This is a genomic window from Mesorhizobium sp. dw_380 (assembly GCF_018588885.1).
In the GTDB taxonomy this organism is placed as follows: Bacteria; Pseudomonadota; Alphaproteobacteria; order Rhizobiales; family Rhizobiaceae; genus Mesorhizobium.
Genome location: NZ_JAFFIW010000006.1, coordinates 22,216 through 38,654 on the forward strand (window position 1 = coordinate 22,216; position 16,439 = coordinate 38,654).

11 protein-coding genes are annotated in these 16,439 nt (G+C 58.3%); 7 read left to right on the plus strand and 4 right to left on the minus strand.

The features are described from left to right. Positions 1–161: 161 nt before the first annotated feature. The 5 genes from JT360_RS07675 to JT360_RS07695 all read left to right on the plus strand — a co-directional run bounded on the left by JT360_RS07675 (position 162) and on the right by JT360_RS07695 (position 7,086). Entirely contained in the window at positions 162–683 is a 522-nt protein-coding gene (locus JT360_RS07675; RefSeq protein ID WP_214470867.1) for a single-stranded DNA-binding protein, read from the plus strand. Positions 684–1,803: 1,120 nt separating this feature from the next. Beyond that, entirely contained in the window at positions 1,804–3,069 is a 1,266-nt protein-coding gene (locus JT360_RS07680) for a site-specific integrase (protein ID WP_214470868.1), read from the plus strand. Then, positions 3,062–4,639 carry a site-specific integrase gene (locus JT360_RS07685; RefSeq protein ID WP_214470869.1) on the plus strand — a complete coding sequence of 526 codons (1,578 nt, stop codon included), beginning with the start codon at positions 3,062–3,064 and terminating at the stop codon, positions 4,637–4,639. Before JT360_RS07680 ends, JT360_RS07685 begins: the two co-directional genes overlap by 8 nt. Positions 4,640–5,015: 376 nt before the next feature. Continuing rightward, on the plus strand, positions 5,016–6,659 hold the full coding sequence (locus JT360_RS07690) for a hypothetical protein (protein WP_214470870.1): 1,644 nt from the start codon (positions 5,016–5,018) through the stop codon (positions 6,657–6,659). Further along, positions 6,643–7,086, plus strand: coding sequence for a hypothetical protein (locus JT360_RS07695; protein WP_214470871.1), 444 nt, complete (start codon positions 6,643–6,645; stop codon positions 7,084–7,086). The genes JT360_RS07690 and JT360_RS07695 overlap by 17 nt, the downstream gene beginning before the upstream one ends. Positions 7,087–7,265: 179 nt before the next feature. Here the strand turns inward: JT360_RS07695 and JT360_RS07700 are convergent, their stop codons facing one another. Genes JT360_RS07700 through JT360_RS07715 form a run of 4 tightly spaced genes read right to left on the minus strand, consistent with a single transcriptional unit; the run spans position 7,266 to position 14,062 of the window. After that, on the minus strand, positions 7,266–8,723 hold the full coding sequence (locus JT360_RS07700; RefSeq protein ID WP_214470872.1) for a class I SAM-dependent DNA methyltransferase: 1,458 nt from the start codon (positions 8,721–8,723) through the stop codon (positions 7,266–7,268). Next, positions 8,720–10,438, minus strand: coding sequence for a DUF262 domain-containing protein (locus JT360_RS07705; RefSeq protein WP_214470873.1), 1,719 nt, complete (start codon positions 10,436–10,438; stop codon positions 8,720–8,722). The genes JT360_RS07700 and JT360_RS07705 overlap by 4 nt, the downstream gene beginning before the upstream one ends. After that, positions 10,410–11,324: a restriction endonuclease subunit S gene (locus JT360_RS07710; RefSeq protein ID WP_214470874.1), complete on the minus strand. Its 915-nt coding sequence runs from the start codon at positions 11,322–11,324 to the stop codon at positions 10,410–10,412. Before JT360_RS07710 ends, JT360_RS07705 begins: the two co-directional genes overlap by 29 nt. After that, on the minus strand, positions 11,324–14,062 hold the full coding sequence (locus JT360_RS07715) for a type I restriction endonuclease subunit R (RefSeq protein ID WP_214470875.1): 2,739 nt from the start codon (positions 14,060–14,062) through the stop codon (positions 11,324–11,326). Before JT360_RS07715 ends, JT360_RS07710 begins: the two co-directional genes overlap by 1 nt. Positions 14,063–14,304: 242 nt before the next feature. On the opposite strand from JT360_RS07715, the gene JT360_RS07720 reads away from it, so the two are divergent. Together JT360_RS07720 and JT360_RS34045 are read left to right on the plus strand one after the other, a co-directional pair. After that, entirely contained in the window at positions 14,305–15,000 is a 696-nt protein-coding gene (locus JT360_RS07720) for an HD domain-containing protein (RefSeq protein WP_214470876.1), read from the plus strand. 178 nt (positions 15,001–15,178) lie between these two features. Next, entirely contained in the window at positions 15,179–16,003 is an 825-nt protein-coding gene (locus tag JT360_RS34045; protein WP_214470877.1) for a 23S rRNA (adenine(2030)-N(6))-methyltransferase RlmJ, read from the plus strand. The last annotated feature ends 436 nt before the right edge of the window (positions 16,004–16,439 follow it).

Here is a 16,439-nt window from a genome sequence, read left to right on the forward strand (position 1 = left end):
AGCCATTGCTGCCATTCCTTGACAATCAGCGGCGATGCATATAGGAACGAAAAGGGAACAAAAAACTTTGTGGGAAAAGCCAGCCTTAGCAGGCGGCTGACGTGCGTAGCCTGTAAGGTGCTGCGACAAAAATTTGTTTCGGATGAGCGCGGAGAAAAATCATGGCGGGTAGCGTCAACAAGGTCATTCTGGTCGGCAATCTCGGCGCGGACCCTGAAATCCGCCGCCTCAATTCGGGCGAGCCGGTCGTCAACATCCGCATTGCCACGTCGGAGAGCTGGCGCGACAAGAATTCCGGCGAGCGCAAGGAAAAGACGGAGTGGCACAATGTCGTCATCTTCAATGAGGGCATCGCCAAGGTGGCCGAGCAGTATCTGAAGAAGGGCATGAAGGTGTATGTCGAGGGCCAGCTGCAGACACGCAAATGGCAGGACCAGACCGGTGCCGACAAGTACACGACGGAAGTGGTGCTGCAGAAATTCCGCGGCGAATTGCAGATGCTCGACGCGCGCGGCCAGGGCGAGGGCGGCCAGGTCGGCGGCTATTCCGGTGGCGGCAGCAGCCGCGGTTCCGATTTCGGCCAGTCCGGCCCGAACGAGAGCTTGAACCGTGGCGGCGGTACGCCGAGAGGCGGCGGTGGCGGCGGTTCGTCGCGCGAGTTGGACGACGAAATCCCGTTCTGACAGGTGGCCAGTTGACCCTGGAAACGAGAACCGCATTTCACGAGATGCTGCAACGGCTTAGCGGGAAAGTGCCAGCGATGGCGTTGTTTGCACGAAATTGTGCGCGCTCATTCATTCATGCAGTCAACTATGCGCCAGAAACTGTAGAGAATCGGGAGGCTTCGGCGAAGTCGGCTGCCAGTTCGACGTAAACGAGTATTAGCTGGGCGCGCGTCTGCTAGGTGACGGCGCGCAGCAGTGGAAATCCGGCTCCCTCCGAGTTGGTCTGCTTGAAACGTCATCCGAAGTTGCCACTCGCCCGATCGGTATTCAAATCCTCTACCCCCTCTGATGGAAGGCGCAACGGTGAGCATCCGAGGGGGCGGAACTGGTCCGGTTAGCCGAGGCCGGTCGGGCGCGTCATCTGGGGCTCGCCGGCTTCAGCTTTATGAGCGTTGTCGAATCGCACGGAAAGTCCGGGCAGGTGGTGGCAGTGCAGCCCTGTGGTGCGCGCCTATCGCGATGATCGGTCCCGAGGCTGCTGACCACATCCACGACCGTCTAAGAACCGGCTGCGTGCTCGGTTGAGGAAGGTGCATGGGGCAACGTTGCCATCTGTCGCGAATCAGATGAGCATCTTGGCGGGCGGCATTTGGATCGCTAGGTAATCCGCCGGAGCTGTCCTTGGAAGTTTTCCACAGCTTTAATCCTTCACTTTCTTATCCGGCACGTTCTGCGGAGAAGGATTCGTTGCGATTCCGTTGACGAACGAAATCTTCCTGATGTCACCCTGACTCAACAAAATCATAAGGTTATGCGCGAGGTATCCGCTTCGTAAGTGGTGGCGTCTGCTGGGTTCATCCCGATTGACGCCATCCGGCACGCCGGCTTTCCTCCCGCGTGCATCCGCGGCCGCCGCAGCCTCCTCTCCCGCGGATGCGAGAGAAGGAGAGAACGAGATGCCCGCCCAAGCAGAGCCCGTGGAGAATTTCCTTCGCCTTAGATTCCATCGCCCGACAGTGGATTATCGCTCGTTCGATTCGTTCGTACCCGGGATTTGCCCAAGCCCGCACGTCTTAGGGGAAAGCCACCAACTGCGGTGCGCGGCGTGCTCCTGCCTCCTGTTGGAGGACAATGAGAAATGAGAACCCTTGTTCTTGGAACGCCGGCCGAACCTGTCCACTACCTATCCCGCCTGATAACCAGCTCGGGAGAACGGTTCACATTGCTCAAAGACCGGAGGACAGGGCTACCCGACCCGTGGACCACACGATACAACGCCGGCCGGCAGAGAACGCAGGCAAAGGCAGAGACCACCATAGCGCGAGCCCTTTCCGCGATCGTGCTGGCGCTTCAATGGGGATTGGCGCGCGGAATCGACTTGGACGCTCGTCTGGACAGCCTTGAGCTATTCACGGCAGAGGAGACCGGGGACCTCATCAACTGGCTCGGTATTGGACGCGCTACAGACAAGAAGCGACGCCACCGGTTAAGCGTCAACGCCGATACGAGATACACGCGCGCCATGGTAGTGCGCCAGTACTTCGTATGGCGTTCGGAACATGCTCTCCACCGCATCTCGGTGTCGAGCGGACGATACGGCGATGCATCTCGGAAGCTGGAGGACTGGAAGAGACTGCTGGGCCAGTCAATACGCATCGTACAAGGTGAAGGAAAAAGCGCCAAGATGGGCCTGCCGGAGGAACTCCGGCTCCGGTTCCTCGAAGTGATCCAACCAGATTATCCTGATAATCCGTTCGAGCCGAGGCACAGGAAGCGGAACTTTGCACTGCTAATTATGTACTTTAAGCTCGGTGTCAGGAGGGCGGAACCGCTCGTTCTGAAGTCAGCGGATCTTATTCTCGCTGGCTCCAAGCCTCGCATCTGCGTCCACGGTCGCCCTGACGATCCTGAAGATCCGCGCCCTGATCAGCCGTCGGTCAAGACAGCGGACCGGATACTGCACATCGACTCGGTGCTGCTCAAAGCGCTGCTAGACTGGCTGGTCTGCCGCGGCAGTGCGAGGCTCTATCCTGGCGCCAAGAGGCAGCCTTTTGTTTTCGTTGCCGAGAATGGACGGCCGTTGGCAGGCCGGACCGTCTACGATCTTTTCGTCATTATCCGGGAGGCATTTCCGGAGTTTCCTCCCGACTTGTCGCCCCACAGCCTTAGACATGACTGGAACGACCGGTTCTCCGAACTGTGCGACAGTGTCAGGGAAGGAGAAGCAATACGCGAGGGCGATCCGGAAACGCGCCTCACGGATGCGCGTGAAGCCAGCATGAGAAACTACCTCATGGGGTGGAAGAAGAATTCCAAAACAGGGGTGCTTTACACTGCCCGCTCGACCGAGCGGCAGGCACAGGAGCTCAGTCTGAAGATGCAGGAAAGGCTCGTCGATGGGTAGACGGGCTGTCCTTGCCGCGGCTGAAGAGGCCATCGACCTAGCCTTCCCGGACCGCGATTACGTCGTCATCAGCCGCGCGGGATATAAGGTAGATACCTCGGGTGACATCTGGCGAATTCCCCATCCAAGCCGGTCCGTCACACTGAATTGGAGTCAAATCGATCTCGAACGCGGACCGATCAGGGAGGCCACAGAAGAATACTTTCGGCTTCTTATCCGCGAGTATTCGTCAAAGGAGGTGGCGAATAACTGGGACTTACTTAAACGCGTATGGCCGCTAGAGGCGCTTCGTGCGGGCGAGCAGATCCCGTTCCAAATCCTTACCGAATTGGAGAACGCCCTGCCGAAGCATGAGAAGTATCGTCTTCATTTCATACGCAAATGGTACATCTGGTGCTGCGATCTCGGGTACTCTTCGTTTTCACCTGAGGTCGCCTTCCACCTTGAAGAACGGGTCGTCGGCGGTAACGAGAAAGGGCATGCAGTCCGGTCAGCTGATCCGGAAAAGGGACCGCTTCTGGACAGCGAAATCTTGGCGCTGATCAATGCGCTACGCGCTTCGAGAACGACAGGGGCAATCAATCTCCAAGAACAGGTCGCAGTGTGGTTGGCTCTGGCATTCGGTTCGAATCCGGAACCAATGGCTCTGCTCCGAGAGGGAGATTTCTGGGCGCTCACCGACTCGAGCCAAGATACGCCGATCCACCTTCTGAATATACCCAGGCACAAGAAAGGTGACCCTGTCCCCCGGACGCAGTTCCGCGAACGGCGTCTCAATCCGGAAACAGGCGAGATTGTCCGGGCGCTAATCGATCAGAACCGCAGGAACAGCCCTGTTCGGGATGGCGACAATGACGGCAGGCCGCTGTTCAGGCGCCCGGCCCCCAGAAGGGACCTTCCTGAGTATGGCGCTGGCTCGGATTACCGCTACCACCATGCTTCGAGCGAGTTTTCAGCCATGGTCGCGCGTACGGTGGAGAGACTCTCGGTGGTTTCTCCCCGGACCGGCCTTCCCCTTAAGGTCACGATGAGGCGGTTTAGATACACTTTGGCAACCAGGCTTGTGAGGGAGGGGGCGTCTCCAAAGGTCGTCGCGCAACTCCTAGACCACACAGACCTCCAGAACGTCGGTGTCTACTTTGATATCACGAGCGACATAGTCGAGCACTTGGACGCGGCCATGGCGTTGGATCTCGGCCCCCTCTCGCAGGCTTTCCTGGGGACACTTGTCCGGACCGAGAAGGAGGCCGTCCGTGGCGACCGGCCAAGTAGCCGCATCTACCGCTTCGACCCTAAACGGGATCAACTGGATGCGCTTGGCACATGCGGGTCGTTCTCCTTCTGCGGACTTACAGCCCCGATCGCTTGTTACACCTGCGTTCGATTCCAGCCTTGGATGGATGCTCCGCACGATAAGGCACTGAGCGCGCTCCTCGCCGAGCGAGAGCGGCGGCAGGAGGCGGGGCTAGACCCGAGCATGATTATGCTCTTCGACATGACAATCTTAGCGATCGCCGACGTCATCAGACGGATAGAGGCGGCTCGGATTGGTGGTGCGAATGCCGGCTGAACAGCTACCTTCCGCTCGGCTTAGAGATGCACACGCGAACCTGGCTTCATTCATAGATCGAGCACGGGCCAGTGCAGCGTTCGGACGCGACCTGGATTTCGACGCCTCGTCTTGGGATGTCAGCCAGTGGCATGAACCGAGGGCATCCTCGCAGGCCAAGAACCTCATTTTTTACTTCACGACACACGAGAACGGAACGGCGAAGGGAATGTCAAGCCGCCGGCCGATGCTCTTGCCGTTCGGAGACTTCATCAAGGCGGTAGTGCGGCTCCGCCACGAGACGAACCCAAGGCAACCCGTTATCCTACGTGTCCTCATTCGAGCTTCCCGATATCTGCACGACGCGCTAATCGAGCGCTGCGGAGACCCCTGTTCATTGCTGACGGACGACTTCAACTCGGCAGCGCGAGCATGCGGCGCAAGAGAGAAGCAGTCTTCGCGATACCGGATAGGCCTATGGCTGGAAGAAATCGCCGACTGGCTGAACCGATATGCGATCTCCAAGAGCAGGATCGACTTCTGCAACCCGTTTCCAAGGGTCGTCTTCGATGACACGAGAATAGGCAAGCAGCACGATGAACGCCGAGCGGGCAAGCTTCCCAGCCTTGCGGCGTATGAAGCGCTGGGAGCGATATCTAATCTTGTTGAAGAAGCCTCTGAAGTGGTCCGAATACGTGCTGTCGAGATTCTCGTCGCAACTGGGTTCCGCATAAATGAGGCCCTTACCCTCCCAGAGCATTGCGAAGTCGAGGAGGAAGTCATCGAGAACGGCAAGCCGCTGCTTGATCGCGATGGAAGACGTCGTGTCCGTTATGGACTCAGGTACTGGCCGGAAAAAGGCGGCGACCCCGACATCAAATGGATTCCCACCGCTATGATCGACGTCGTGAGGCGAGCGGTTAGGGAAATAAGGATCCACACTGCTCCAACTCGCAAAGTCGCTAGATGGTTGGAAAGCCATCCTGGACGTGCTTACTTCGATCTGGAAAACGATCAAGGTCCGGACCAGCTCTATTCTGTAAATGACCTTGAGGGGATTTTAGGGATTTCCTCCTACGGAGGAGTGGAATCTTGGGCCAAGGTGCGCGGTCTAGCTGCGACGACCATCGGTCGTGCACCCTACTATCGGCGAGGCGACATCGAAGGTGCGCTGCTCGCAATGCAGTGGTTTCCAGGCCGGTCGTCCCCGTTGCCGTTGTCGAACTTCCTTTTCGTCGTTCCGCATAATTTCTGCCACGATCGCAAGGCGACAATTTCCTTCGTAGTCCGTATCTTAACGGACCTGCAGATTAGGGACTTCCTTTCCGGTAGAAAATCGAAGAGGGGGGCGACACGATCCGTTTTCGCCCGGTACGGGTTCACAGAGCCAGACGGGAGCCCGATCGAACTCACCTCCCACATGTTCCGCCATTGGCTGAACACGCTCGCCCAGCAGGGTGGCATGGGCGAACACGAGATAGCGCGATGGTTCGGCCGGAAGGATATCGGACAGAACGCTGCCTACGATCACGTCACCGGGATGCAAAAGGCGGAAGAGGTTCGCCGTCTCATGGAGAGCGGCAGCATGCGGGGAGGCATGGCGGAACTTCACGAGTCGCTGCCTCCCATCCTTCGCCCCGAATTCCGAGGCACCGTGGTCGCGACCGCGCACACCACCGACTTGGGTCTGTGCATTACGGATTGGAGCCTAGCGCCGTGTCCCGACCATGGAAGCTGTGCAAGGTGTGCGGAGCATCTCATTGTCAAGGGAGATGCTACACATAAAGCCGCCGCACAGGAGATGTTAAATGAACATGAGTGGCTCCTTGCAGCAGCTGTGATCGAGGCAGATGAAGAGACTTATGGCGCGTCAAATTATGTCGCCCATCACCGTTCGATGGTCGAAGGGTTACGACGCATCCTGGCAGTGCACAACGATCCTGATATCCCAGATGGGACGGTCGTTCACCTGAATATGGCAATGCCACTTCGCTTGGAAAACTATTCGCTTGAGGCGATCGACGATGCCCCGCGCTGTTAGCAAAAAACCGAGACCTCGGAAGGCAAAGGCAAAATCCCGTGTCCGCCTGTCGGACGAGGATGTTGCCGAGATCAGAGAATTAATCCTCGAGTGGAAAGGCCCGCTGACGTGGGATAACGTCGTGAAGAAAGCTGAACTCATCTGTGGCAACAAATGGACGCGCCAGGGCCTCTTCAATCATATCGACATAAAGAGCGCATTCCAGAAAAAGAAGATATCAAAAGTTAGAGACCACCAAGAAGGTGACCTTGCGACAATTCATCTATCAGAGAAGATTGAGCGACTTGAGATCGAATTGAGCCAGCTTCGGGATGTCATTAGTAGGTATGACGAGCTCTTCGTTAGATATCAGGCGAACGCGCATCGACGTGGAATTACTCCGGGGGAGCTTGAACTGCCCCTGTCGCCGATTGAGAGGAAACGATGATCTTCGTTCACTAGCCGAGCCTTCTCTGGCCTTTACCAAGACTGCCGAGATTCCAACCTTGCTCGCCACCGATTGTGCAAAATGGATGCCTTAGCCGCGGCATTTCTCCTGCCAAACTGGATACGTCTCTGCCGCCTATAAGGCGATCGAATTGGGTCTCGATCAGGGAAGTGTGGCGATCAGGTCTGTGTGCCGCCGCCTAGCGCCGCCGCAACCCCTCGAAACCGATCAATCGCCGTCTGAAGGCTTTCGATGATTTCCGCCGCAACCTCATCGGGCGGTGGCAGTAGGTCTGGATCGTCGAGTGTATCGTCCTTCAGCCAGAGGATGTCGAGGTTGACCTTGTCGCGGGCGAGCAGGGTTTCCAAGGGGAAGCTACGGAAGCGCTCCGCTTCCTCCCGCTCGCGTCGGCGCCCGCTCCTGTAGGATTTGATGAAGTCCAACAGGTCGCCCTTCGTCATGGGCCGCTCTTTCAGCGTGAAGCGATTGTTCGTGCGGAGATCGTAGATCCAGAGGTCCTTCGTGGCGGCCGTCTCCGAGGGCGGCTTCTTGTCGAAGAACAACACATTGGCCTTGACGCCCTGCTTGTAGAAGATGCCAGTCGGCAGGCGTAGCAGCGTGTGGAAATCGAAATTCCGCAGTAGCCGTCGCCGGATTGTCTCGCCGGCCCCACCTTCAAACAGGACGTTGTCCGGAAGCACGACCGCAGCTTCGCCCTCGGGCGCGAGCACCGTCATGATGTGCTGGAGAAAGTTCAGTTGCTTGTTCGAGGTCGTGACGAAGAAGTCCTGGCGATCGTAATCCTCGCGTTCGCTGTCGATTTCACCGTCATCGCGAACGATCCGGTAGCTTTGCTTCCTGCCAAAGGGCGGATTGGTCAGGATGATTTCGTAGCTCTTGCCGCCCGCGCCGAGCAGCGCATCCTTTGCCTCCACGATGGAATCGACGCCGGTTATGCCATGCAGATAGAGGTTCATCGCCGCCAGGCGAACGACCTCAGGGACGATGTCGACGCCGGAAAACTTGTTCTTCAATGCAGAATATACCGCTCGATCGCGGGCCTTCGGGTTCTCCTTCATGTGTTCCCAGGCGGCCAGTAGGAATCCTGCCGTGCCGCAGGCGGGATCATGCACCGTCTGGTCCGGCTGCGGATCGACGACCTCGACCATCGCCTCGATGACGGAGCGCGGCGTGAAGTACTGCCCCGCTCCGGATTTCACGTCCTCGGCATTGCGGGCGAGGAGCCCTTCATAGATGTCGCCTTTTACGTCGACCGGGAGGCCTAGCCAAACCTCGCTGTCGATGAGCCCAACCAGGCGCCGCAATTTGGCGGGATCCTGGATTTCGTTCTGGGCCTTCAGGAAGATGGCGCCGATTATGCCTCCCTGTTTCGACAGCGTTTCGAGAAGGTGCGTATAGTGTAGCGACAGCGCCTCGCCAGTGAGGTCCTTGATGTCGGACCAGCGCGCGCCGCCCGGAAGCATGGACGCCTCACCGATCTGCGTCACCCGCTCCTCGTCCATCTTGAGGAACAGCAGATAGGAGATCTGGCTGATATAGGCCTGGTAGGAAACGCCCTGGTCGCGCAGCACATGCGCGAAGTTCCAGACCTTGGCGACGAGAGTTTGAGCGTTCATACCTCCACCTCGGGTGCAATATCCCAAGTGGCATAGAGCTTGGAGAGCAGGGCCTTCTGGCGAGATTCCAGCACGGTTGGCGTCCACCCTATTTCACCGAGCACCTGGGTGGTGATGACGAAGGGGGATACGCCACCGCTTTCGGAAAAATAGCGATCTTTCTTAGTTGTGAAATCCCAGTTGCTCGCCTGAATGTTCTTGCGAAGCGTCAGCAGCATGAGATTGGCCAGCTTGTGGGTCCACTCATCGCGTTTTACCTCATCGGGGAAGTCTTTCAGCCACTGGCTGGCGGCATCAGGCGTTTGCGGCAGGACGTGTTCCACCGAAACGATGTCGTGACTGTAGGTCGCGCCGCCAGAGGAAAGCTCGGCATCGAGCCGCAGGAGGAGCGGCAACCGCACCCGCGTGACCTGATAGATAGGGCCGTCGAGGTGGACACGGAACGCCGTCTTATCTTCCTTGGTCAATTCAATCGACTTGCCCTTCCAGGTGCCGCCGACGAGATTGGTGAGAACGTTTGCATAGCGTCTGATCCGCTCATTAATGTCGGCCCGGGTCACGAACAGGAAATAGGCGAGCGTCTCCAGCCGTCGCATGAAAAGAGCAGCATCCTCGGCTGAAGGGCTCGTGTGGGCGAAGAACTTGAGTGCGACCGGCAACCAATCATTGTTGTCGAGCTTGCTGAGATAACGCAGCCGCTTGGTGGCTTCGTCGCCGTAGAGCGTGGCGAATTCGGGAGTCGACAACAGCTTGGCGTAGGTCGCGCCCAGCGGCTGCAATACGTCCTTCATGAAAAGCCTATGATCGGCAAAGTCAGACACGAACCTCTTGAATCCAACTTCCAGCCGTTCGCGCGGTTTCTCGCGCTGGTAGATCATCCGAATGTGCTGAAACAGTTCGACAAAACGCTCTCTTCCAAGCTGTTCCTCAATTGTCTCCCAGGAATCCGAATAGTCTTTCTCGTCGTCGGCGGGCACGCGATCGAGTAGATCGGCCTTCAGAATATCCGCTGGTGTCAGATCGAGACCGCGCGCGTTGAGTACGGTGAAGACCCGATGCGCCATGTCGACATTGGCAACCGCGATGACGACCAGATAGCAGCGCTGCAGCAAGAACGCGACCAATCGATCACGCGCTTCCGGAGTCATGGCCTTGGCACGCTCATAGAACAGCGTCGCATTTTCGACGATCCGCAAGCGGCTGTCGGTCAGACCCTTGGTGCTGGGCAAAGCCGTGGTGGCTCCCTTTTTCTGGATCGTCTCGCGAAAGGATTCCTCGTCGCGCTTGCGCAGAGTGAGGCGATATCGGCTCTTGGTACCTTTGTCCGGATCACCTTCCTCACAGATGTAATCGTGGCGCTTGATTGCCACTTCCAGTGTTGAGAAATCCCGCAAAACGGAGAGCAAGATCGTCAGTGTCGTTAGCCGTTGCTGGCCGTCGACGACTTTTGCTTCAGGCGAGCCAGGCTGCTTGATGAGCACGATGCTGCCGAGAAAATAGGTCACGGGTCCGCGCGTATGAGTTGCGTCCTTTAGCGCGGCGAGGATGTCGTCGAGTAGCGCTTCGGCCTGCTCCTTCTCCCATGCGTAGGGACGCTGATAGGTTGGAATGGCGAAGGCGAACTCATCGCTGAACACGCGGCTCAAGCGCTCTTGCCCGGCCTTGATCGGTTCCAATTCCATCGGTTCAAATTGCATTCTGGCGTCCTTGATCATGATTTTGACCGGCGCCGCCGACGATCTCGCCAATCTCGCCCAAGGTTGTCCAAATCCAGCCCTCAGGAAGTGTTGGCAGCGCGGAAGTATCGAGCGGCCGCGTCACAGCCGCACGGCTGCCACGGCGGTTGGCGGGATCATGCGCGGCGCGATCCGACTTGACGCGGGCTAGGAGATCGTGACCGGTTTCACCAACGGGGTTCGCGCCACGCCAGTCCTCCGTCAGCTCGCCTGTGACGGCAGCTTTAAGCAACGCGCGGCGGAAGGTTTCCAGCCCTTTGCGCGCGTCGGCCATGGCCGCGTCGCCTTCGGCAATCTCGGCGAAGAGTTCATCGATTCGGGCCACGATGCGGCGCTGCTCTTGGAGGGGTGCGAGGGGTACTGAAAACCGCTCCAAAGCCGAGACTTCAATGCTGTTGACCGTCGTGCCGTCCTTCGAACAATCATCCAGAACGCGTTTTACAGCTAGTGTGAGGTAGTATCCCACATAACTCGGGCTGATGCCGTTTAAGGGTGTGAGCGCTCGTAGGTCCTGATTGAGGGTGACGATCCGGTCCGTAATCGCAACCGGAAAAGAGTGGCGCAATATGCCGGAACGCATGACCATCAGCACTGACCCCTTGGGAACGTATTTTGCCGACGAGCCCTCAACCGCTTCTGGTGTAATCTTGTCTTCGGTCTCACCGATGATTTTGACTTTCATATCTTTCGGGGAGACCCAGGGCACGGTTCCATTCGTCCAGAAGAGAGCATTGGCCTTGGCTGGAGTGCCACCGCCCGTCCATAAGCCAAGCTTACCTAGCGGCGCCCAACACCACCCCTCGGGCAGCGTCCATGGTCCCTCGACGGCCTCCGGCCGTTCTTCCCACGCCGTCACTGCCTCCATTACGCCACCAGCACTTCCGTCAGTTCATCGAGTACGTCCGGCAGCCTTGCTCCGAACAGACCCCGCGCTCGCACGATTCCACCCCTGGCGGCAAACTCCGGCGCGTCCATCATGTCCTCCGGCCGGATTTCTATGTTCACGGCGAGATGATCGCGAATGGCGGCCAACCATGCCTTCTGCTCGTCGGAATAGACTCGCCCTGCCTTCTCCTCACGCCCGAGCCAGAGATTGAACCGTCCGGCGGTCACAGATGGCAGGGGTTCCAGGGATTCGTTCTGCCCGAGCGCGTAGCGGACGAGCATGACGATATCGGCCAGCGTTCCGGAAGGACTGCCGCGCACCTTGTCGGCGGCGATACGCTTGTAGGCCCGCCAGATATCGACCGGCTCCAGGAGCCATGGAGGCCGCTTCAACGCTTCTCGCAAATCGTCCACGGCCTCGTAGGTCAGCCGCTTCTGCGCGTACGGGAGACGGTAGAGGATCTGTAGGGCAGCAAGTTCATCGCGACGCTCGTCCAGGAACCGTCGAAACCTTTCGACGGTGTCAGTTGCGCGCTTCTCATCCCATCCCGATGACACCACGGCGTCCGTGGAAATTGTGTCTATCCGGATATCCGCCGCCGCCTTCACGTCCTTCAGCAGCTTGCGCAGCCCCGGGTCATCAAAGATCTCGACCGCCCTGTCCTTGGCCGCCTCGCGCGCCTTGCGCTGCTCCGGTTCCGGCGCGTCCTGGCCCACACGAGCTGCCAGCGCGTCCGGATCGACAGCATCGAGCAAGCGTGCTGCCAAACCTGCGAGATCGACGCCGCCAGCCGCCTTTGTGATTGCCGCGCGATCCTTGTCGCCAATCCTGCGATCTAGGGCGGCCAGACGGGCCGCGAGGGTTGAGAAGGCGTCGTCGTCCCGCCGTCCCGAGGCGATCTCGTCGATCAGGCGATCGAATCCTATAACCCGATCACGCTCGAGCGGCTGCGACACCGTCTTGAGACTTTCGGAGACGCCGACGGCGTCGACCAGGACGAAGCGTGTCTTTGCTTCGGCATCCGGAGTGACTTCGCGCAGCTTCTCTGGCGAGATCGTGCGGGCGCCACGTCCCTTCATCTGCTCGAAATAGAGCTCGGAACGGACATCGCGCAGGAAGATCAGCGCCTCGATGGGCTTCACGTCCGTTCCTGTCGCGATCATGTCAACGGTGACGGCGATGCGCGGGTTGTAGTCGTTGCGGAACGCGCGGATCAGCTGTTCGGGATCGGCGCCATCAGTCTTGTAGGTGATCTTCTTCGCGAAGTCGTTTCCCTTGCCGAACACCTCACGGACCAGCCCAACGATCTCCTCGGCGTGGTGGTCGTCCTTGGCAAATACCAGTGTTTTCGGAACCTCGTGGCGGCCGGGGAATAGTTCGGTAAAGAGTGTGTCACGAAAGGATTCGAGAACCGTGCGGATCTGGTTGGGGACTAGGACAGTCCGGTCGATCTTGTCCGGCGTGTATGAGAAATCTTCCGACAGGGTCTCGTAGCGTTCGGCTCGCGTTCGCTTATCGCGGACCGGAAGGTCGTAGCCGGCTTTCACGGTCGAGCCGCGTTCGCCGATTTCCGTCCGGATGCGGAAGATTTCGAAGCCGACATTGACGCCATCGACCACCGACCGCTCATAGGGATACTGGGCCACGAGGTTTTTGTTGAAGAAGCCGAGCGTGTGAAGGGAGGGGGTCGCGGTGAGGCCGACCGTGAAGGCATCGAAGTATTCGAGCACTTGCCGCCACGTGCCATAGATCGATCGGTGGCATTCGTCGGTGATGACCAGATCGAAGCTCTCGATCGGGATCGAGGCATTGTAGCTGATCAGGCGTTCCGTCGCCGGGCCGGACTGCTCGAATGACGAAATCTCTTCGTCCTCTTCGGCAAGCTCCTTGCCGGTGAGCACTGAGTAGACGCGCTGAATAGTCGCGACCACCACCTGTGAATCCTTGTCCAGCCCCGCCGCGCCGAGTTTCTGGACGTTGTAGATCTCTGAGAAGGATCTGCCTGTTCCCGGCGGGCGATAAGCGAGAAACTCGTCACGGGTCTGGCGCACCAGGTTCGCCCGGTCCGCCAGGAACAGGATGCGCCGGAAGCCGGAATGCGCCAGCAGCCGATAGCTCAACGTGCAGGCAGTGAATGTCTTCCCGGCGCCCGTGGCCATCTGGACGAGCGCCCGCGGCTTGTTCACCGCCAGCGACTGCTCAAGGGCAGCTACAGCGTCTACTTGGCAGGCACGCAACCCAGTTGAATCAACCGGTGGCATTGACTGCAGCCGGGCACGAAGCGTCGTGGTATCCTTGATCCAGCGTTCAAGTGTCTCCGGACGGTGGAACGAGAACACGATGCGTGATGTGGAATCCGGATCGGCGTGGTCCCTGAAGATCGTTTCCGAGGAGGAGGCAACATACTCGAAACGTACCTGTCCATCCGACCTCACCAGATGGCTTGGCGCGCCCACCATGTACCGCGCCGCCTGCTCGGCGAAACCTGAAAGCGTTGATCCTTCCGGTTTGGCTTCCACGACGCCGCACAGGATTCGTCCGACGAACAGGGCATAATCGACGGGACCGCTAGCGGTCTGGAATTCCCGGACGGCGACGCCAAGGCCCGCTCCCAGGTTCATCTCGGCGCGGGTCTGCACCATCCACCCGCACAACAACAGACGCCGATCAATGTGGGATCGCGCCTTGTCTTCCGGATGGAAAGCCCCCTCGTTCATTCGCGCACACTATGATGTGCAACCGTTCGGCGAAAGCCTGATAAAACACGGCTTGCTGTTGCAGGTTGCAGACGACAAGTTTGAAGACTCCCTCCCAGGAGGGAGGCGTGGAAATCTCGATTGTGTTGGAAGGAGACCTCCGGAAGGTATGTCAGAAGCCGACCTTTCCGCATCGGCCGGAGTCGACCTCATCCGGACGCTGGACCATTGCCTGAAACATCGAGGCAAAGCATCCTGTCGAAATGCAGAGCTCGGTTATCAATTCGATTCGGGACGCTTTTTCCCCCTATGGCTCGCTTGCTGCCTCTCTCTTGCCGAAACTGGGCAATGATAGCGACGGCTCGCATGATCTCGCGCATATCCTTCGAGTTTGGGGAAATGTGCAGGTGATTCAGGCTGAGGAGGGCGGGAACCTCGACGTTCTTATTGCTGCTTGTCTTCTTCACGATTGCGTTTCCGTCGAGAAGAATTCCCCACTCCGCTCGCAGGCATCCTGCCTAGCGGCGACACGTGCACACAGCCTGCTGCTTGATGAACACTGGGAACCTCATCAAATCGAAGCGGTGGGGCATGCGATTGAGGCGCACAGCTTCTCAGCACGAATAGAGCCGAGATCGCTAGAAGCGCGAATTCTTCAGGATGCCGACAGACTGGATGCAATAGGTGCTATAGGCGTTGCACGCTGCTTTTATGTCAGTGGCCGACTGGGGCAAGCCTTCTATGACCTGTCCGACCCGGACGCGAAAGGCCGACCATATGATGACAGCCGATATGCGCTCGACCACTTCCACACAAAACTCTTGAGACTTGCTTCCGGTTTCAAAACGGTCACTGGGGTGCAGCTGGCTCGCATCCGTCACGACAAGATGCTTCGTTTCGTGGAGGAATTTCGGAAAGAGGCGGGGATCGTTTCGCATCGAGGCTTTGCTGCAATCTGACGGTCAACATTCCCCGAGTTCGCTGTTCCATTCTTCGTTGGCGGTGCTAGACAGATGAAACCAACGTTGGCGTGATCCCGCCAGATCGGTTCGTTCCGACCTTCTCTAAAGCCGCCCTTCGATCTAAGACCCCTTGGAGTAGTCTGCGGCTCATGCGAGGGAAAGGCATCGAAAAGGAATGAACTATCGACACGCGTTCCACGCTGGCAACCACACCGAAGTCTTCAAGCATGCCGCCTTGACGCTCATTCTTGAACACCTATTGCAGAAACCCACCCCATTCGCCGTGCTTGATACTCACGGGGGTATAGGCATCTACGACCTGTGTTCAGATGAAGCTATGCGAACCAACGAGCGTGATGCGGGCGTGAATAGGGTTTTCGGCAGAACCCTTTCATCGGCACCCAGGTACTTGAAAACTCTCGAATCCCTCAATGCACAGTCCCTGAGGATCTACCCCGGCTCACCGGAGCTAGTCAGACAATCATTGCGGGAGAAGGACCGTCTTAACGTGTGTGAGCTGCATCCGGAGGACGGATCGCTGCTGAAGGAGCGATACCGCAAGGACCGTCGCGTTTCTGTCCATCAGCGAGATGGTTACGAAGCAATAGGGGCGATGCTACCGCCCCGGGAACGTCGGGGATTGGTCTTCATAGATCCCCCATTTGAGCGGAAGGACGAACCGGATCAGATCGCGGCTGCGCTTCAAGCTGGAAATCGCAGATGGGCAACTGGGATTTACGCAATTTGGTACCCCATCAAAGATGCCGTCTTAGGCGACTGTATCGCCGCCGCCGCAACTGCAGCGGGGTTTAATAGCGTCTTACGCACAGAATTCTGTCCGTATCGGCCTGACGGCGTAACATTGGCGGGTAGCGGCCTGATTATTTGCAATCCTCCTTGGAGAATCGACGACAGGCTCCGGCGCCTCTGCAAGGAACTCGCCGTGCTTTTGGGTGGCAAGCACAGTTCCTGGTCGGTAGAATTGGTGCCGGGCTGTTAGCTCGAGCCTAATGAACCCTGTCCGTCGGTTGAGGTTCGTCAGACTCGATCGCGTGGATCACCCCCATTAGATCTCGCCATTTATGGCACATTGCGAGATCCCCCCGGGAGAGCGCCCGGTCCGCCTTTGCATCCATGAGTTCAAGCGCACGATCGGACCCAAGACGCACCATCAAGTTCGCACCTCGATACCAGGTAGAGCGGCTGAACCCGTAGTCGTGAAGGCGCGACACATCGTCGACAATCGACTCAATCGTCACGTCGTACTTCCCAACCACGTATTCCGACTTCTTTCGCTTCATGGGTCACCGTGCATGTCACGACCGTATCGAATATCCTTTGTATAACGAATCGCCAATTATCGCCAAAAGGACCTGATAGAGGTAGCCTAAAGCGGGGAAACAATCGGAGGATGCGGGTGCCAGCCATCAGGCCAA